Genomic DNA, 18,094 nt, shown 5'->3' with positions numbered 1-18,094 from the left:
AAAAATAGAGCGCACATTGCGCGTAGGAGACCAGCATGTCACAAGCCCACCGTTTGCCAAAACTACTCAAAATGCTGCGTCACTACGACGATCCAGTCAGCGGTGCGGATCTGGCTGAAGCGCTAGGTATACCGCTGAGTGTTCTCTACAAAGATATTGCTGTGCTTAGAGCCGTTGGGGTCGAGATTGTTAGTGAACCAGGCCAAGGCTATGTGCTCCCGTCTAGCGCTCAATTACCTCCCCCAACGCTTTGCGAGCCAGCCGCCGAACGGTCTGACGAACTGGTTTTCTATACGCATCCCCTTTCGCGGGGAGGCATTGTGCACTGGATGCTTGAAGAGCTTGGTGTGCCTTATCGCTTAGTGGTCCTGGAGTACGGCTCCACAATGCATTCGCCAGACTATTTAGCCATCAACCCGATGGGCAAGGTACCAGCTATTCGCCACGGTGAGCGAGTGGTCACGGAGGCTGCCGCTATCTGTGCTTATCTTGCCGATGCCTTCCCCGAGGCGGGTTTGGCACCGCCGCTTTCAGCAAGAGGTGACTATTATCGCTGGTTATTCTTCGCTGCTGGGCCGCTAGAAGCCGCTGCCTCGCTTAATAGCTTGGGCTTCCAACCTAATGCAGAGCAGCGGATGCGGCTAGGTTCTGGCGACTTTGCGACGGTGATTGAGGCTCTGGCTGCGGCCGTCAATGGACGCCGCTACATCGCTGGTGATGCTTTTAGCGCCGCCGATGTTTATGTCGGTTCCCACATTGGATGGGGAATGCAGTTTGGAACTCTTCCACGCCGTCCTGAATTCGAACATTACTGGGCGGGGCTGCAAAACCGTCCTGCACGACAGCATTGCGAGCTGTTCATCCAGCAGGCGTTGACACAGTAGTTGCCCTGTAAAATGGTGACGCGCCAGAGGTAGTCGTCCCCACGCTGATGAACGCTTATTAAGTTTTTATTCTCATTCTATTAATAATTAGGAAAATTATGAACGCACTGCACTTCTCTTCGATCCGTCGTACTAAAATTGTCGCCACCCTGGGCCCCGCCAGCGACCGGGAAGGTGTCTTAGAAGCCATGTTAGCGGCGGGTGTTGATGTGGTGCGTTTAAATTTCTCGCATGGCACCGCGGATGATCATCGTCGACGCTTAATGCGCGTGCGCGAAATTGCCGCTCAGCTGGGCCGAAGTGTCGCGGCGCTGGGTGACCTTCAAGGCCCTAAAATTCGCATCGCGCGCTTCAAAGAGGGCGCTGTGGTTCTTCAAGAGGGCCAGCCGTTTATTCTCGATATGGCGCTTGATGGTGATGCGGGCGATGTGCACCAAGTGGGCTGCGACTACAAAACCTTGGCGCAAGATGTGACGGCTGGTGACCGCCTACTGCTAGATGATGGTCGTGTGGTACTGGATGTCACACGGGTAGATGGCCAACAGGTACACACTGACGTGGTTGTGGGCGGTAAGCTCTCCAACCATAAGGGTATTAACAAGCAGGGCGGTGGGCTTTCTGCTCCCGCGTTGACCGAGAAAGATAAAGTTGACCTAAAAACCGCTGTTGAGATTGGTGTCGACTACCTTGCTATCTCATTCCCTCGTCATGCGGAAGATATGTTAGAGGCGCGCCGTCTACTCGGTGAGGCAGGTAAAGATATAGGCTTAGTTGCCAAGGTGGAACGTGCTGAAGCCGTAGCGGATGAGGCAACCCTTGACGGCATTATTGAAGCATCAGAAGCGGTCATGGTGGCGCGTGGTGATTTAGGGGTCGAGATTGGCGATGCCAAGTTGGTCGGTGTGCAGAAGCGCATGATCAAGCGCGCGCGTTCGCTTAACCGCGCTGTGATTACTGCCACGCAAATGATGGAAAGCATGATTTCTGCGCCGCTGCCTACCCGCGCAGAGGTATTCGACGTTGCCAACGCAGTACTGGATGGCAGTGATGCAGTAATGCTTTCCGCCGAAACGGCTGCAGGCGATTACCCACTGGAAACCGTTGAGGCGATGGCACGAGTCTGCTTAGGCGCCGAGCGTGAGAAAACTGCCCAAGAGTCAGGACATCGTATTCATGAAGGCTTCTCACGGCCAGACGAAACCATTGCACTTTCGGCAATGTATGCTGCCAATCATATGAAAGGCGTTACAGCGATTGCCTGTATGACCTCCTCGGGTTATACGCCGCTAATTGCCTCGCGTATTCGTTCAGGCTTGCCTATTGTAGGGCTTGCTCACACCCCTATTGCTCAACGTCGTATGGCGCTTTATCGTGGTGTTGTATCACTGCCGTTTGATACCTCAGCAATGAGCGCCACAGAGTTGAATGACGAAGCACTGACGCTGTTGGTTAAGCAGGGTGTTGTTAAGCTTGGCGATCACGTGATACTGACTCGAGGTGATCATATGAACGCTCATGGCGGCACTAATACCATGAAGATCATGGCAATTACCGAACAGCATATTGAGCAAGCGCAGCGCTGATTGATGCGAATCCTGCTATTAACGTGTTTACTGTTTGTTACTGCGCCTGTGTTTGCAGGCGCACCTATCATTGCGGCTGCTTCTAATCTGCAGTTTGCGTTGGAAGAGGCTGCGGAACGCTTTACTCAGCAAACGGGTCATGCTCTGCGCCTCAATTTTGGTTCCTCCGGAAATTTTCGCCGCCAAATTGCTCAAGGGGCCCCCTTTGAGCTGTTTCTCTCGGCGAACGAAGCCTTTGTACAAGCGCTTTATCAAGAAGGCCACGTCGATAACGAGGGCGTTATTTACGCCCGTGGTCGGCTGGCGTGGGCGCAGCCTAAAGGAAAGTACCCACCCCCCGATGCACACACGCCGCTTGCTGGTGTTCATGAGGCGATTGCCGCACTTGAGGAGGGGCAGCGTCAGCGTATCGCGATTGCCAGCCCTGAACATGCGCCTTACGGAGTTGCTGCCCAAGAGGTATTGCAAAAGGCTGGGCTGTGGGAAACTACCGAGCCATTGCGTATTCAAGGTGAAAATGTGTCGCAAACGCTGCAGTTTGCCCTGTCGGATGATGCCCGCGGTGGGTTAGTGGCGTACTCTTTGGTGCTGGCTTCAACACTCAGCGAGCGAAGTGAGTTTGTGTTGATTCCCGAAGCGTGGCACACGCCGTTGCGCCAACGTATGGTACTTACGCCTCAGGCAGGAGAGGTGGCACAGGCTTTTTATGCATGGCTTCAGCAAGCAGACGCGCAGGCTATTTTCCAACACTACGGTTTTAATACAGATTGATGGACTGGACAGCGCTCTCGGTATCGCTGCGCTTAGCAGGCTTGACCTGCCTCTTTTTGCTGCCCGTTGGAGTGTGGCTAGGCCGTGCGTTGGCTACCGCACATTTTCGCGGCAAAGGGCTTTGCGAAGCGCTAGTGGCGTTGCCGTTAGTGTTGCCACCCACCGTGCTCGGCTTTTATTTGCTACAGCAATTTGGCCGCGACGCTCCTCTAGGAAGTGTTTGGGCTTCGTTAACAGGAAGTGGGCTCAACTTCACTTTTAGCGGTATCTTGCTAGCCTCATTAATTGCTAATTTACCTTTTGCGATTCAGCCTATTCAGCGGGCGTTTGAGAATGTGCCAACTAATCTGCGTGAAGCTGCCTGGTGCAGCGGGCTGAGCCCTTGGCAAACTTTTTTGCGCATTGAACTACCGCTGGTATGGCCAGGCATTCTTTCCGCTATCGCATTAACATTTGCCCATACATTGGGAGAGTTTGGGGTGATTTTAATGGTCGGTGGTGCCATTGATGGGGAAACTCGCACGCTAGCGATTGCTATTTATGATCGGGTACAGGCGTTCGATGAACAGGGGGCCGCACGTATGTCAGCGCTGCTGCTATTGGTGTCGTTAACAACCCTAGGTCTGGTCTACGGGCTTGCAGGCAGGCGCAGGTGGGTGCGTGGCTAAAGTGATCACTGGTAGCGGACTGGAGGTAATGGCCAAGCAGCGTAGTCCGATACCACTGGACGCGGCATTTAGCTGCCCAGCGGGCGAACTCCTAGCGCTGGTGGGCCCGTCCGGTAGTGGCAAAACCACGTTACTGCGTACTATCGCTGGCCTGTATCAACCAGAGCAGGGCCATGTGGCATGTTTGGGCAGCACTTGGTTAGCAACTGAACGGCGCTACTCGCTTACCCCCCAGCAGCGAAAAATCGGCATAGTGTTTCAAGATTATGCGCTGTTTCCCCATCTTACTGCGCTAGCGAATGTCCAGCTTGCCCTGGGACATCTTCCCCACTCTGAACGTCCGCTTCGTGCGAAGCAGTGGCTTGCCAATGTACGTTTGGAGGGGCTGGAAAAGCGCTTTCCCAGCGAACTTTCTGGCGGCCAGCGCCAACGCGTGGCGCTGGCACGCGCCTTAGCGCGTGAACCGCAGGTATTATTGCTAGATGAACCCTTCTCAGCTGTTGATCAGGTGACCCGACGCCGACTGCAGCGAGAACTGGCGCTGTTGCGTCAGCAAATATCGATTCCCATTATCTTGGTTACCCACGATTTAGAAGAAGCCACTGCGCTAGCAGATCAAATCTGCGTGCTGCATAACGGCGTGAGTCTTCAACAGGGGAGCCCCGAAGCACTATTTCGGCGGCCTGCCTCGCCGCTGGTGGCAAGGCTTTTAGATCGCCACAATATTTTCGAGGGTGAAGTGACCAGTGTTAATGGCCAGAAACGGCTGCAGTGGGGGGATCGATACTTAGAGGTTGCCGTAGGCCTCTCTGATCTGCCGCAGGGTGAGAGAGTGACGTGGTACTTACCGCCTTCCGATATTGTGCTGCATCGCCGTGGTCGACCTTCACAGGGTGAGCGTGAAAACCCAGTGGCCGCTACCGTGCATGAAATGGTCGTTCTTGGCGGTATCACCTCAATCTCGCTGCGTGTTTTGCATGGCGATATGCTACGTTTCGATATTGCCACCCATGCTGCTAGACGCAACCAGCTAGCGCTGGGGGAGCAGGTACATGTGTCGTTGCTTGCTGAAGGCATTCATATTATGTCGGGAAAACATGTTGCTATGTCGTCACGCCATATGTCCTCAAATAACCTGTCTTCAAATAACCAGTCTTCTACTAATATGTCCTCTCATCAAAAAAGGAACTTGTCATGACTGTTACTCGCCGTCAGCTACTGAAGACGTCTTTGGGAGTTTCACTAGCGGCGAGTTTACCGTTGCCGCTGTTGAGCGCTTGGGCTGATGAATCTCGCCAAGCCTCGACATTGCCGCTGGCGATTCACAGCCAGGAAGGCCCGCATCGATTAGACGTTGAAGTGGCCGAGACCGCCTCCCAGCGACAGCGCGGCTTAATGGAGCGCGAGCACCTGCCTGAAGCGCGTGGCATGTTATTTCGGTTTGAGAGCGAACAGCCCGCTGGCAACGCCTTTTGGATGTACCGCACGTTAATCCCGTTGGATATTGCTTTTATCAACGGAGAAGGGCGCATTGTGGCGATCAATACCATGCAACCCTGTGCGTCTGATACCCCTCGAGAGTGCCCCGCTTACCCAGCCGGTGCGTCTTACCATGCCGCGCTGGAGGTTAACGCAGGCTACTTCGCTGAGCGCGGTATCCAGGTGGGCGACTGCGTATCAGTCCCTGCTCTGGCAGGGTTTTGCCGCCCTGATGCATAGAGTGCCGATACCGGCGTACTACAGTGGCTTTGCTGGGCGACGCTTACCAACGTTGAGCACGATCAGGGCAATACCGGCTACCACAAGCCCCCCGCCTACCAGCTTATGAATACCTAGGCTGTCGCCCATCAACAGCGCGCCCAAGCCAACAGCAAGTACCGGTACCAGCAAGGTCATTGGCACCACGCGATTCACAGGATGGCGGCGTAGTAAGGCATACCAAATGCCGTAAGCAACAATTGATGACATTACCGCGGTGTAAGTCATCGCTCCCCACCCGCGCCAACTCGCTTGCTGAATGGCCTGCCACTGGCCAGTTTCAAATAGCCAAGACCCTAACGCGACCTGAGGAATCGCAAACAGCGCTACCCAACCCGCCAGTGCTAAGGGAGCGATAGGCGGACCACGCTTAATCAACAGTTGGGAAACTGCCCAGCCAAAGGCGCTTAACAAAAGAATCGTCAGCGGCAGTGGTGAGGGCAGCGTTGGCCCTCCAGCGAGCACAATAACGCCAGCGAAAGAGAACAGCAGCCCCGCGATGCGCTTTGCCCCCAGTTTTTCTTTAAGAAACACCACTGCCAGTAGCGTGGCAAAAGGCGTGCCCATCTGCACCAGCAGTGCGCCAGTGCCTGCTTCTGCTTGACCTAAACCGATAAACAGCAGCGCAAAATGTAGGCTGCCAAATGTGAAGGAGAGCAAGAGCAAAAAAGGCAGCTGAGCTCGAGCGACAGGGTAGAAAGGCACCAATAGAACAGCGACCAGCATAAAGCGCAGGGTCGTCATTAGTAGTGGCGGTAGCTCCGCCACGCCCACCTTTATGACAATGATATTCAGCGCCCAAATGGCGATGACAAATAGGCCTAACAACAGGTCGCGTAGTGGCACGTTGATATCCATGGCTAGATGAAAAAAGATGGTCATTATAGCAGCTCGGGTGACTGCAAAAATAATGCAAAACACTACGGTTCCACTGTGTTGTTGTAGTACGTCATACCAAAGTTTAAAGTTTCTTTTTAATAATATTTAAAACTTTATAATCAATGATTTACTCCTGAATTGACGTTTTAATAACGTTATCATCCACTCATCGAAGATCAATAAATCAGCCTTTTCTTGCATATATTTCGGTGATGCTCTAAAAAAATGTAACCGATTACATTTTTGGCGTCGGCACTTTTACAACGCATAACAAGCCAACAACAATGAGGTGGATATGGATACCCCGCTACGCCCAAAACGTTTGAGCCCACAGGCTCTGCTGGCTGCTAGCGCAGTGACGCTGTCAGTGCTGAGTATGCCTGGCGTTGCTCAAGCTCAACAAAGCAGCACAGCAGAATTACCCATTGCTGTTCAAATGTATACGCTGCGTGATTTTGGCAATTTGGAGGAGCAGTTAGCCGCCGTAAATCGGGCGGGAATCTCTGCCATTGAGACGGTCGGAACCCAGGAAGTATCAGCCGAAGAACTCAACGCTTTGTTAGAAGAGCACGCGCTTGAGGTGATCTCAAGTCATGTACAGCTAGACGATTTGCGCAATCGCTTAGATGAAACGGTGGCGTTTAATCAGGCGGTGGGTAATGACACCTTAACAGTGCCTTATCTAGCCGAGGACGCACGGCCTAGCGATGTCGAAGGCTGGCAGGCGCTGGGTGAAGAGTTAGGTGAAATTGCCGCTACGCTCGATGCCGAAGGTTTCCGGTTGGCGTACCACAACCATGATTTCGAGATGGAAGAGTATGACGGTAAAACCGCGTTAGAGCATCTGTTTGATGCGGCTGGATCTGATCTGCTGGCGGAATTGGATATCGCCTGGGTAGCGCGTGGTGGGTTTGACCCGGTTGAGTATGTCTCGCGTTTCGATGGGCAACTGTTTGCTGTACACGCCAAAGATAATGCTCCAGAAGGCACTGCTGAAGAAGAGGGCGGTTTCGCCACACTTGGGGAAGGTGTACTGGATTGGGATGCCATCTTGCCCGCCATCGAGGCCGCTGATGTTGAGTGGTACATCATCGAACACGATATGCCACTCGACTCAGAAGCGGTGATTACCGAGGGCAACAGCTTCTTGCAGGAAAAACTGACAGCGCTTCGAGAAGAGTAATGCACGCCTAGGCCATCTCATTTAGATGACGAACGCGAGGATGCTTTATGAAGCGCTACCTTCTTGATCGGCGTAGCCTGCTGCGCCATAGCGTTACCGGTGCTATTGGTCTGGCGGCGCTACCTCAGCTTGGATCTCGAGCCCTAGCTGACGATGCGCCTGCTCAGCAGGCACTTAAAGGCAATATCCATCATTCGGTCGCCCGTTGGACATTTGATTTTCTGTCTCTGGAAGAGCTTTGCCAGCTTTCAACCGAGCTGGGCATTACGGCGATTGATTTGGTGGGGCCAGAAGAGTGGCCTGTGCTTCAGCGGTATGGACTCGACTCCTCCATGTGTAATGGCGCTGAGTTGAGCCTTGAGGATGGCTGGGGCGATACCCGCTTTCACTCAGCGCTGATTGAGCGATACCTTCAACATATCGATCTGGTCAGCCAAGCGGGTTACACCAATCTCATCTGTTTTAGCGGCAATGCCCGAGGTATGAACCCTGAACAGGGTTTGCTAAATGCCGAAATGGGACTAAAGCAGATTCTTGCCCAGGCAGAGGCAAAAGGCGTGGTGCTACAGATGGAGCTGTTCAACAGCAAAATCGACCACCCCGATTACCTTTGCGACAACTCTGCATGGGGGATCGAGCTTTGCCGTCGCCTCGATTCGCCCAACTTCAAGCTGCTCTATGACATCTATCACATGCAGATTAGTGAAGGCGATGTCATTCGCACTATCCGTGAAAACCATCGCTTTTTCGGCCATTACCATACTGCCGGTGTGCCCGGGCGCCATGAAATAGACGACACCCAAGAACTTAACTACCCCGCAATTTGCCGCGCTATTCGAGATACCGGCTTTCAGGGCTATATCGCCCAAGAATTTCTCCCTGACCGTACTAGCCAACAGGCAAAAATAGAATCACTACAAGCGGCTATTCGGCGCTGCGATGTGTGATTCGACGCGAACAACAACACAATAAGGAAGATGACCATGCCAGATAATCACTACGATGCCATCGTGGTTGGCTCAGGCATTAGCGGCGGCTGGGCCGCTAAAGAACTTACAGAGAAAGGCTTGAAGGTTTTACTGCTTGAGCGTGGGCGCAACATTGAACACGTGAAGGATTACCACAATGCCCATAAAGAGGCGTGGGATTATCCCCACCGCAATGAGCCGACCCAGGAGATGATCGCTAAACACCCCGTGCTCAGGCGCGACTACCCCCTTAACGAAGCCACCATGGGCATGTGGGTGGATGAACAGGCCAATCCCTACGTGGAAGAGAAGCGCTTTGACTGGTTTCGCGGCTATCACGTAGGGGGGCGCTCACTGCTTTGGGGGCGGCAAAGCTATCGGCTCAGCCCTATGGACTTCGAGGCCAACCAGCGTGAAGGCATCGCCATTGATTGGCCGATTCGCTATGAAGATATCGCCCCGTGGTATGACTATGTGGAGCGCTTTGCCGGTATTGCAGGTACTCAGGAAGGGCTAGATATTCTTCCCGATGGCGAGTTTCTGCCGCCAATACCGCTTAACTGTGTGGAAAAAGATGCTGCCAAGCGTATTAAAGAAGCCTTTGGTGGGCAGCGCCATCTTATCCACAGCCGAGTCGCCAATATTACCCAGCCAAAGCCGGAACAAAATCGCGTCAATTGCCAATACCGCAATAAGTGCTGGCTGGGTTGTCCTTTTGGCGCCTATTTCAGTACCCAATCAGCTACTTTGCCGGCTGCAGTGGCTACTGGCAACTTGACCCTGCGGCCATTCTCGATTGTCAGCCAGGTGCTGTATGACAAAGACCGCCAGCGGGCGCGGGGCGTTGAGGTGATTGACGCTGAGACCCATGAAGTCCATGAGTACACCGCTGATGTCATCTTCCTCAATGCGTCTACGTTCAACACTACCTGGATTTTGATGAACTCCGCTACCGATGTCTGGGAAGGGGGCTTGGGCAGTAGCAGTGGCGAACTGGGTCACAACGTGATGGATCACCACTTCCGCTGCGGTGCCAGTGGCGAAGTGGAAGGCTATCTCGACAAATACTACTTCGGACGTCGTCCTGCGGGCTTTTACATTCCGCGCTTTCGCAACGTAGGCGATGAGCAGCGAAGCTACGTGCGCGGGTTTGGTTATCAAGGAGCGGCGAGCCGCGAGGGCTGGGACCGCGAAATTGCTGAGCTCAATATCGGCACTGATTTAAAGCAAGCACTTAGCCAGCCAGGCGGTTGGACGATCGGTATGACAGGCTTCGGCGAAATGCTGCCCGATCACGATAACCGCATCTCTCTTGACCACAGCGTTCGCGATAAATGGGGACTGCCGGTGCTATCGATCGACGTTGAGCTCAAGCAAAACGAGCGCAATATGCGTCGGGACATGGTTCAAGATGCGGTTGACTTACTTGAGGCCGCTGGCGTGAAGAACGTCAAAGGCGACGTAGGTGATTACGCGCCGGGCATGGGGATCCATGAAATGGGCACCGCGCGTATGGGCCGTGACCCGAAAACCTCAGTGCTCAATAGCCATAACCAAGTATGGGATGCGCCCAACGTTTTCGTTACCGATGGCGCCTGCATGACGTCATCCTCTTGCGTGAACCCTTCTCTGACCTATATGGCGCTTACCGCTCGGGCGGTGGACTATGCCGTGGAAGAGCTCAAGCGGGGGAATTTGTCATGAATCGTCGCGAATTACTCAAAATGATCGCCCTGACGACCGGTACCGCGATGATTGGAGGTAAATCCCTATTTGCCTTTAGCGATGCTGGCCAGTCAAACCATCCCTTTAGCAGCCGCGATGTAGAGCGACTGGACGAACTTGCCGAAACCATTCTGCCCAGAACCGATACCCCAGGCGCCAAAGATGCTGGTGTCGGGGAGTTTATGGCCCTGTTCGTTAGCGACTGCTATACGCCCTCAGAAAGAGAGGTGTTTTATTTTGGTTTAGCCCAGCTTGAGGCGCGTAGCCGAGCGGCCTATCAGCGCGATTTTATGGCGTTAAGTGGCGAACAGCGATTAGCGCTTATAACCGAGTTAGATCGCGAAGCGATGGCGCACGCCCAGCAACATGCTAGCAGAGAGCAGCCAACCCCTGCTGAAGCACTGACTGCAGAGACCCAGACCGCGCAAAATCAAACGGCGGAAACCCAGTCATCACAGGAGCACGCGGATAGCGATGAAGCGCTTCCACACTACTTCACTATGATGAAGCAGTTAACGCTGTTCGGCTTCTTCACCTCAGAAGTTGGCGCGACGGAAGTCTTGCGTTACGAAGCGGTGCCAGGCCGCTACGAGGGCTGCGCACCATACAACGGCGAACCTGCATGGGCCACATAATGGAAAGGAAAGCATCTATGACGACTCAACACATACATGGACTAAAGTTGCGTTCCTGTGCTCAGACACTTTGCCTATTGACCTGCGGCAGTCTGCTGGCATTCGACAGCGTGGCACAGGAAAGCGCCTCGAACGAGGCGCTGACACCCGAACAGCAATCCGCCAAAACTGAAGTCTGGGAGCCTGTGCCCCTTTCGGTTTCAGTGCCTGATACAGGCGTTCCCTCCGATGCCATCGTGCTATTCGATGGAACCGACTTAGGCGCGTGGGAGGCCGAAGAGGGCGGGCAGGCTGAATGGCACGTGGAAGACGGCGCCATGACGGTGAATCGCGGCGCGGGCGGTATACGTACACGTCAGGATTTCTGCGACGTGCAGCTCTACTTGGAGTGGCGATCACCGGCCGATATCGATGGCATGGATGGCCAAGATCGTGGCAATAGCGGCGTCTTCCTGCAGGAGCGTTATGAAGTTCAGGTGCTGGATTCCTACGATAACCCGACCTATCCCAACGGCCAGGCGGCTTCCATCTATAAACAGCATATCCCACTCGTCAATGCATCGCGCCCGCCCGGTGAGTGGCAGAGCTATAATATCCTCTACACTGCACCGCGTTTTAATGGTGAAGGCGCCCTTGAATCGCCTGCCTACATCACCGTGCTGCATAACGGTGTCGTGGTCCAGCACCATGCTGAAGTGCAAGGCACCACCGAGTGGATTGGCGAACCCAATTACGAAGAAGCCCACGGCTGCGCCCCCATTTACCTGCAAGATCACGATGCGGACGTCAGCTTTCGAAACGTTTGGGTAAGAGAGCTATAGACAGGCACCTATAAACACCCAAGGTGAGCAAGCCCAGTCTTGATGCTAAATAGCAGTGAGGCTGGGCTTTTACATTTTTGGAGTGGGTGTTAGTTGGCAATACTTGGGATTTACCTATTCACACCATCACACTCGATCGTTGTGTTTAGAGAGCAAAAAGCCGGGCGCTCTCAAAGCACCCGGCTGTTTTTATCCTCTATATCCTTACACGTTAGGCTTAGCCGTTACGCTTTTGTCGTTTTTAAAGGTGAGGTAGAACAACACCAGCACCGCGATAGCAAATACGGCTGGGAACATCCAGATGCCTTGCCAGTCGTGCGCGCCGTTGGTGGAGAAGTGATCGGTAATCTGACCCGCGACCCAGAAGCCTATCAGCATGCCTACCCCGTAAGTGGCCAGTGTGATCATGCCCTGGGCAGAGCTTTTGAATTTCTCCCCCGCACGGGCATCGGTGTAGATTTGGCCGGTCACGAAGAAGAAGTCGTAGCACACGCCATGCAATGCAATACCGATCAAGAGCATAAACACCATTTCATCGGCGTTACCGAACGCAAACAGCGCGTAGCGCAACGCCCAGGCGAGCATGCCGATTAGCAAGGTTTTCTTGATACCAAAGCGGTGAATAAAGACCGGTAGCAGCAGCATAAATAGCACTTCTGATACCTGACCCAGGGTCATTTTACCAGTTGGATTGGTCACGCCGATCTCGGCGAGGAAGGGGTTGGCGTTTTGGTAATAAAACGCCAGCGGAATACAAATCAGAATAGAGGCGATAAAGAAGATGGCGTAGTTGCGGTCTTTTAGCAGGGCCAGCGCATCTAGCCCTAGCACTTCTTTTAAGCCCACCGGGCCGTCTGCTTTAGGCGGCGTCGCGGGAAGGCTAAAGCTATACAGGCCAAGGGCTAAAGACGCGATGGCGCACATCAAGAAGGTGTTACGCAGCATACCGTCGGCGATGCCTTGCGAAGAGTCCCAGGCGAATAAGTAGCTGATCCCCAGACCGGCGATAATCCAGCCAATGGTTCCCCATACGCGGATTTTAGCGAACTCCTGGCCTGGGTCGCTCATTTGGCGGAAGGAGACTGAGTTAACCAGCGCCAGTGTCGGCATATAAATAATCATATACATCAACACCAACGGGTAAAACGTACTGAAGTCGCTGGCGACATACAGGCCGTACATTAACGCAGCGCCCGCCAAGTGCAGAACACCGAGAATGCGCTCGGCGTTGAAATAACGGTCAGCGATCAAGCCAATAATGAAAGGGGCAATAATCGCTCCCCAGGACTGGGTGGAGAATGCCATGCCAATCTGGCCACCGCTGGCGTTGAGGTTGTTGGCCAGGAAGGTGCCCAGGGTGACAAACCAGCCGCCCCAAATAAAGAACTGCAAAAACATCATGATGCTGAGTCGTGTGCGTATCATAGCCATGACGTGATCCTTTGTTGTGGTTGTGTGTTGGTGATTGCTGTCTTGATTTAAAACCGTCAATTAGCGGTGTGAAGGAAGGCCAAGAATTCGGCGGTTGCGTGAAGGGCTGGCGGTGACACCGGCAAAATCATCAAAAGCGCGACCGGCGGGTTGAATCAGATGTGCCTCGATAAAGGGAGCGCCCTCTGCAGCACCCTGGGCGGCGTCTTTAATGCAGCACTCCCACTCAAGCACCGCCCAGCCATCAAATCCGTACTGCGTCAGGCGGCTAAAAATCCCGTTGAAATCAATCTGCCCATCGCCTAATGAACGGAAGCGGCCGGGTCGTTCTACCCAGCCTTGGTAACCGCCATAAACGCCGCTGCGGCCATTGGGGTTAAATTCAGCGTCTTTAACGTGAAACATGCCGATACGCTCGTGGTAGCGGTCGATAAACTCGAGATAATCCAACTGCTGCAGCAGTAAGTGGCTGGGGTCATAAAGAATTTTCGCCCGTGGATGGTTGTCCACTGCCGCCAGGAACCGCTCGAAGGACGCGCCGTCGTGAAGATCCTCGCCAGGGTGAATTTCAAAGCACAGGTCAACGCCTGCCTCGTCAAAGGCATCCAGAATTGGCCGCCACCGCCGGGCCAGCTCGTTAAAACCTTCTTCGACTAGCCCATCAGGACGTTGGGGCCAGGGGTAAACAAAGGGCCATAGCAGCGCCCCGGAGAACGTCGCGTGGGCCGTTAAGCCAAGCCGTTGGCTGGCTTTGGCAGCCAGTTTTAGCTGCTCAATGGCCCACTCGGTACGCTCTTGCGGCTTGCCGTGTAGCTCAACAGGCGCGAAATCATCGAATAAGTCGTCGCAAGCGGGATGCACGGCGACCAGTTGGCCCTGTAAGTGGGTAGAGAGTTCGCCGATCACAACGCCAGCCTTTTCACAGCGGGCGTTTAGCTCATCGCAGTAAGCTTGGCTTTCAGCGGCCTTGTGCAAGTCGATAAAACGACTATCTACAGTGGGTAGCTGAATGGCTTGATAGCCCTGTTCGGCTGCCCAGCGAGCGATTGCGTCGAGGCTATCGAAAGGCGCCTCGTCGCCGATAAACTGGGCCAGGAAAATGGCGGGCCCGCGGATGCCTTTGTGAGTGTTTGGCATGATTAGGCTCCTGGTAGCTGAGTAGCAGGCAGTGGCGTCCATTTTTGTTCGCTTTTGGCGCTGGTGGTGACGGCCTCGATAAACGCCATGCCACGTAGCCCGGAGGCCATGCCGGGAACGCCCTCAACGTCGCCTTGCTCGCCTTGATGAATGGCGTGGGCAAAGTCGCGGTAAAGGTTGCCGAGTGCTTCCAGATACCCCTCAGGGTGACCGCCGGGCAGGCGCAAGCGCTGCAGCGCGCTGGGGGAAAGGTCGGGTTGGTCGATGCCCGCACGGAGGGTGCGCATCGGTGCTTGAAGTGGGCGGTAGAGCAGGCTGTTGGGCTCCATTTGGTGCCACTCAAGCGCCCCTTTATCACCGTAAATACGAATTTTGAGCGCGTTTTCTTCCCCGCTGCAGACTTGGCTGGCGATGAGGGTGCCGCTGGCGCCTTGATCGGTGCGCAGCAGCACATCGCCGTCATCGTCCAGTTGGCGGCCATCGGCGTGGCTGGCAAGTGAGGCGCATAGCTGGCTAACACGATGCCCGGAAATAAACTCGGCGAGGCCGAAAGCGTGGGTGCCAATGTCGGCCATGCAGCCGCTGATACCTGCTAGGGAAGGGTCGGTGCGCCACGCGGCCTGCTTATTACCCTGCTGCTCTAAACACTCGCCTAGCCAGCCCTGGGGATACTCCACATGAATTTTGCGAATGCTACCTATTTGGCCCTCGCTCACCATTTCCCGGGCTTGCCATACCATGGGGTAGCCTAAGTAGGTATGCGCCAAGCCATACAGGCAGCCGCTGGCATGCCAGCTTTCTGCTAAGCGCTGGGCTTCTTGGAGCGATACTGCTGCCGGTTTTTCACAGAACACATGAAAGCCTGCCTGCATGGCCGCTTCCGCGATCGGTACGTGAAGATGGTTAGGCGTTACGATCACCAATAACTGCATGCGCTGTTCGGCGGGAAGTTGCTGCTCGCTTTCCAGTAATTGCTGCCAGTCAGCGTAAACACGTTCTTCGGGTAGGTGGCACGCTTCGCCGGTCATCTGGTTGTTATCCGCCGAGCGGCTAAAGGCACCACATACCAGCTCGCAGGTGTCGTCGAGGCGAGCAGCTAGGCGGTGAACTTGACCGATAAACGCCCCTTGTCCGCCGCCGATCATGCCTAAGCGGATGCGGGGTTGATTGGGTCGCGGCATAGAGAGGCTCCTGCTTTAATAAAGCTTTTGATTTTTCAGGTGGCGCTTGTTCAGGTGGCGCTTGTTCAGGTGGCGCTTGTTCAGGTGGCGCTTGTTCAGGTTGCGCTAGTGCAGTCGACAATGTAACCGGTTACATTTGATTTGAAGTTAGGGCTTCACGCCATAAGCGTCAATGCGACAAAGGTCTATCGGTGCTTGAGAAGGGGTGGAAAATAGCGCGCTGAGTTTAACGCTGGAATACGTTAAGCTGACCATGAATAATGCCGCGCAGCTATCTGCTTACGGCGATTACCTAGTGATAAGGGAGGCCATGACCAATATACGTAAGGTCGCCGAGTTGGCGGGGGTGTCGGTCGCGACCGTATCACGCGCGTTAAAGTCGCCAGATATCGTCTCGCCTACCACCCGAGAAAAAGTGCTGAAGGCCGTTGATCAAGCGGGCTACAAACCCAATTTGATGGCGGTTCAGTTTCGCTCACAGCGCACTTATAACTTGGTGGTTTTAGTACCCACTATCGCAAATACCTTCTTTGCGCGGGTAATCAGCGGCATTCAGGAAGCGGCCCAGGAACGCGGCTACGGCGTTCTGCTGTGTAATACACTCGGTAATGAGGCGATGGAAATCCAATACGCCAGTTTAGTCAGTACCCGCCAGGCAGATGGCGTGATTCAACTGCGTGCTTTTAACCCTTTTTCTGAAAAGGCGTTTCCCGCTGGTGCGGTATTGCCCATGATCAATGCCTGCGAGGTGCTGGACGATGCTCCCTGTCCCACCGTCAAACTCGATAACCGAGCGGCAGCCCGTGAGGCCACCGAGCACTTGATCTCCCTGGGGCATCGTCGAATCGGCATGATTAAAGGGCCTCGGCGCAGCCCCTTGACCCGTGACCGTCAACAAGGCTACCAGGATGCGTTGATCGCGGCGGGCATTCCGTTAGATGAGAGCCTACTTTGTCCTGGCGATTTCACGCCACTTTCTGGCTATCAGGCGGCTGAAACGCTTATTGCTTTAGCGGAGCGCCCCTCCGCCATTTTTTGTGAAAGCGATGAAATGGCCATAGGTGCTATAAGCCGTATCAAAGAAGCGGGCCTACAGATTCCAAAGGATATTTCGGTGACAGGTTTTGATGATATTGCGTTTGCTTCCTATAGCGATCCTCCCTTGACCACGATTGCCCAACCAGCGGAAGCGTTCGGACGTGAAGCAGTTGCGATGTTGATCGAGGTGCTGGAAGGGAGGCAGGTAGACAATTTAGTTTTGCCCTACACCCTGGTATCAAGGAAAAGTACGGCAGAATGCTTACCTTAGACATCTTTCTTTCGCGCCTTAAGTGCATACAATAAGTTAGGCTCTTTGATGGGCCTCATAATGGGTATAAACGCAGGCTCTAAAACACGCACACCATAAAAATAGTTAAAAAAGGATCGACAATAATGACGCTGACACGCTCTATGGCTCGTTTAACGGTAGGTTTAGCTGGTGCGGCCTTACTCTCGGCTTCTTTCTCTGCACAAGCACGTGAACTCTCTGTTTCCACTGTTTTATCTGATGCTTTCCCGTGGGGGCAAGCGGCGGAAAAGTGGGCGGAGTTGGTGGAAGAGCGCAGTGGTGGAGAACTAACGCTGCGGGTTTACCCGAACTCTCAGTTGGTTTCCGGTGACCAAACTCGTGAGTTTTCGGCCATGCGTTCGGGGCTAATTGATGCTGCGGTAGGCTCGACGATTAACTGGTCGCCTCAGGTTCCTGAACTGAATTTATTCTCTTTACCATTCTTTATTCCCGATGAGGCTGCTGTGGATGCGGTTACTGGCGGCGAAGCCGGTGAGCTGGTCTTTGCAGCGATTGAGTCTCGCGGTGTTATGCCGCTGGCCTGGGGCGAAAATGGCTTCCGCCAAGTGTCAAACTCCCGTGGGCCGATTAGCCAGCCAGAGGATTTGGATGGTCTGAAAATCCGCGTGGTTGGCTCACCGCTGTTCCAGGATACCTTCTCTGCCCTTAACGCAGATCCGACGCAAATGAGTTGGACAGATGCTCAGCCAGCGTTAACCACTGGCGCGGTTGACGGGCAGGAAAATCCGCTTTCAGTATTTGATGTCGCGCGTATTGATCAGGTGGGCCAGGAGCACTTAACGCTCTGGAACTACATGAATGACCCGCTAATTTTTGCGGTTAACCAGCAGGTATGGCAATCGCTTGATGAAGAACAGCAAGTGCTGTTGCGTGAAACTGCCATTGAAGCGGGGGAGTGGGAAATCGCTATGACGCGTGAGGAAGAAAGCGAGCGTCTGGCGGCTATTCAAGAGCGTGGTGTTACGGTTACTGAGTTAACCGATGAACAGTACCAAGCCTTTGTTGAAGCCACGCAGTCCGTTTACGAAAAATGGGCGCCGCGCATTGGTGAAGACGTGGTTAACGCGGCTCGGTCGGCTATCGACGCACGTTAATGACTCCTTTGGTGTTATAACTGCC

17 protein-coding genes are annotated in these 18,094 nt (G+C 54.1%); 13 read left to right on the top strand and 4 right to left on the bottom strand.

The genetic code is table 11. The features are described from left to right. The first annotated feature begins 35 nt into the window (after positions 1-35). The 6 genes from NDQ72_16050 to NDQ72_16025 all read left to right on the top strand — a co-directional run bounded on the left by NDQ72_16050 (position 36) and on the right by NDQ72_16025 (position 5,625). Positions 36-884, top strand: coding sequence for a glutathione S-transferase N-terminal domain-containing protein (locus NDQ72_16050; GenBank protein ID WKD27548.1), 849 nt, complete (start codon positions 36-38; stop codon positions 882-884). A 98-nt stretch (positions 885-982) separates the two neighbouring features. Beyond that, positions 983-2,467 (top strand): pyruvate kinase, encoded by a 1,485-nt coding sequence (gene pyk, locus NDQ72_16045; protein WKD27547.1) that lies wholly within the window; start codon positions 983-985, stop codon positions 2,465-2,467. 3 nt (positions 2,468-2,470) lie between these two features. Further along, the gene (gene modA, locus NDQ72_16040) at positions 2,471-3,238 is read left to right on the top strand and encodes a molybdate ABC transporter substrate-binding protein (protein WKD27546.1); all 768 of its coding nucleotides are present in this window, start codon (positions 2,471-2,473) and stop codon (positions 3,236-3,238) included. After that, positions 3,238-3,906 (top strand): molybdate ABC transporter permease subunit, encoded by a 669-nt coding sequence (modB, locus tag NDQ72_16035; GenBank protein ID WKD27545.1) that lies wholly within the window; start codon positions 3,238-3,240, stop codon positions 3,904-3,906. The genes modA and modB overlap by 1 nt, the downstream gene beginning before the upstream one ends. After that, complete coding sequence (locus NDQ72_16030) at positions 3,899-5,104, top strand: ABC transporter ATP-binding protein (protein ID WKD27544.1); 1,206 nt, start codon at positions 3,899-3,901, stop codon at positions 5,102-5,104. The genes modB and NDQ72_16030 overlap by 8 nt, the downstream gene beginning before the upstream one ends. Continuing rightward, positions 5,101-5,625, top strand: a complete 525-nt coding sequence (locus tag NDQ72_16025) for a DUF192 domain-containing protein (GenBank protein ID WKD27543.1) — start codon at positions 5,101-5,103, stop codon at positions 5,623-5,625. Before NDQ72_16030 ends, NDQ72_16025 begins: the two co-directional genes overlap by 4 nt. A gap of 18 nt (positions 5,626-5,643) precedes the next feature. Here NDQ72_16025 and NDQ72_16020 read toward each other — a convergent pair whose 3' ends face one another. Then, positions 5,644-6,510, bottom strand: a complete 867-nt coding sequence (locus NDQ72_16020; GenBank protein WKD30423.1) for an EamA family transporter — start codon at positions 6,508-6,510, stop codon at positions 5,644-5,646. 328 nt (positions 6,511-6,838) lie between these two features. On the opposite strand from NDQ72_16020, the gene NDQ72_16015 reads away from it, so the two are divergent. Genes NDQ72_16015 through NDQ72_15995 form a run of 5 tightly spaced genes read left to right on the top strand, consistent with a single transcriptional unit; the run spans position 6,839 to position 11,875 of the window. Then, positions 6,839-7,726: a sugar phosphate isomerase/epimerase gene (locus NDQ72_16015; GenBank protein WKD27542.1), complete on the top strand. Its 888-nt coding sequence runs from the start codon at positions 6,839-6,841 to the stop codon at positions 7,724-7,726. A 47-nt stretch (positions 7,727-7,773) separates the two neighbouring features. After that, complete coding sequence (locus tag NDQ72_16010) at positions 7,774-8,673, top strand: TIM barrel protein (GenBank protein ID WKD27541.1); 900 nt, start codon at positions 7,774-7,776, stop codon at positions 8,671-8,673. Between the two features lie 36 nt (positions 8,674-8,709). Continuing rightward, the gene (locus NDQ72_16005) at positions 8,710-10,398 is read left to right on the top strand and encodes a GMC family oxidoreductase (protein WKD27540.1); all 1,689 of its coding nucleotides are present in this window, start codon (positions 8,710-8,712) and stop codon (positions 10,396-10,398) included. Next, positions 10,395-11,054: a gluconate 2-dehydrogenase subunit 3 family protein gene (locus NDQ72_16000; GenBank protein WKD27539.1), complete on the top strand. Its 660-nt coding sequence runs from the start codon at positions 10,395-10,397 to the stop codon at positions 11,052-11,054. Before NDQ72_16005 ends, NDQ72_16000 begins: the two co-directional genes overlap by 4 nt. Positions 11,055-11,071: 17 nt before the next feature. Then, positions 11,072-11,875 carry a DUF1080 domain-containing protein gene (locus NDQ72_15995; protein WKD27538.1) on the top strand — a complete coding sequence of 268 codons (804 nt, stop codon included), beginning with the start codon at positions 11,072-11,074 and terminating at the stop codon, positions 11,873-11,875. A gap of 204 nt (positions 11,876-12,079) precedes the next feature. On the opposite strand, the gene NDQ72_15990 is transcribed toward NDQ72_15995, so the two are convergent. From NDQ72_15990 to NDQ72_15980, 3 genes are read right to left on the bottom strand one after another with little or no spacing between them, the layout of a single operon-like run. Beyond that, positions 12,080-13,306 carry a nucleoside permease gene (locus NDQ72_15990; GenBank protein ID WKD27537.1) on the bottom strand — a complete coding sequence of 409 codons (1,227 nt, stop codon included), beginning with the start codon at positions 13,304-13,306 and terminating at the stop codon, positions 12,080-12,082. 60 nt (positions 13,307-13,366) lie between these two features. Beyond that, entirely contained in the window at positions 13,367-14,443 is a 1,077-nt protein-coding gene (locus tag NDQ72_15985; GenBank protein ID WKD27536.1) for a sugar phosphate isomerase/epimerase, read from the bottom strand. Positions 14,444-14,445: 2 nt separating this feature from the next. Next, on the bottom strand, positions 14,446-15,624 hold the full coding sequence (locus NDQ72_15980) for a Gfo/Idh/MocA family oxidoreductase (GenBank protein WKD27535.1): 1,179 nt from the start codon (positions 15,622-15,624) through the stop codon (positions 14,446-14,448). Between the two features lie 310 nt (positions 15,625-15,934). On the opposite strand from NDQ72_15980, the gene NDQ72_15975 reads away from it, so the two are divergent. Next, positions 15,935-16,933, top strand: a complete 999-nt coding sequence (locus tag NDQ72_15975; protein WKD27534.1) for a LacI family transcriptional regulator — start codon at positions 15,935-15,937, stop codon at positions 16,931-16,933. 125 nt (positions 16,934-17,058) lie between these two features. After that, positions 17,059-18,069, top strand: a complete 1,011-nt coding sequence (locus NDQ72_15970; GenBank protein ID WKD27533.1) for a DctP family TRAP transporter solute-binding subunit — start codon at positions 17,059-17,061, stop codon at positions 18,067-18,069. Positions 18,070-18,094 lie beyond the last annotated feature (25 nt).

It is taken from the genome of Halomonas sp. KG2 (genome assembly GCA_030440445.1).
GTDB lineage: Bacteria > Pseudomonadota > Gammaproteobacteria > Pseudomonadales > Halomonadaceae > Vreelandella.
Note: the sequence above shows the minus strand (reverse complement) of the source record. Positions and strands in the feature narration are given on the sequence as shown.

Bases quoted from the DNA above. Each gene is read 5' to 3' on its own strand.
- NDQ72_16050 (WKD27548.1), top strand. From the start codon at position 36: ATGTCACAAGCCCACCGTTTGCCAAAACTACTCAAAATGCTGCGTCAC.
- pyk (WKD27547.1), top strand. From the start codon at position 983: ATGAACGCACTGCACTTCTCTTCGATCCGTCGTACTAAAATTGTCGCC.
- modA (WKD27546.1), top strand. From the start codon at position 2,471: ATGCGAATCCTGCTATTAACGTGTTTACTGTTTGTTACTGCGCCTGTG.
- modB (WKD27545.1), top strand. From the start codon at position 3,238: ATGGACTGGACAGCGCTCTCGGTATCGCTGCGCTTAGCAGGCTTGACC.
- NDQ72_16025 (WKD27543.1), top strand. From the start codon at position 5,101: ATGACTGTTACTCGCCGTCAGCTACTGAAGACGTCTTTGGGAGTTTCA.
- NDQ72_16015 (WKD27542.1), top strand. From the start codon at position 6,839: ATGGATACCCCGCTACGCCCAAAACGTTTGAGCCCACAGGCTCTGCTG.
- NDQ72_16010 (WKD27541.1), top strand. From the start codon at position 7,774: ATGAAGCGCTACCTTCTTGATCGGCGTAGCCTGCTGCGCCATAGCGTT.
- NDQ72_16005 (WKD27540.1), top strand. From the start codon at position 8,710: ATGCCAGATAATCACTACGATGCCATCGTGGTTGGCTCAGGCATTAGC.
- NDQ72_16000 (WKD27539.1), top strand. From the start codon at position 10,395: ATGAATCGTCGCGAATTACTCAAAATGATCGCCCTGACGACCGGTACC.
- NDQ72_15995 (WKD27538.1), top strand. From the start codon at position 11,072: ATGACGACTCAACACATACATGGACTAAAGTTGCGTTCCTGTGCTCAG.
- NDQ72_15990 (WKD27537.1), bottom strand. From the start codon at position 13,306: ATGGCTATGATACGCACACGACTCAGCATCATGATGTTTTTGCAGTTC.
- NDQ72_15985 (WKD27536.1), bottom strand. From the start codon at position 14,443: ATGCCAAACACTCACAAAGGCATCCGCGGGCCCGCCATTTTCCTGGCC.
- NDQ72_15980 (WKD27535.1), bottom strand. From the start codon at position 15,624: ATGCCGCGACCCAATCAACCCCGCATCCGCTTAGGCATGATCGGCGGC.
- NDQ72_15975 (WKD27534.1), top strand. From the start codon at position 15,935: ATGACCAATATACGTAAGGTCGCCGAGTTGGCGGGGGTGTCGGTCGCG.
- NDQ72_15970 (WKD27533.1), top strand. From the start codon at position 17,059: ATGACGCTGACACGCTCTATGGCTCGTTTAACGGTAGGTTTAGCTGGT.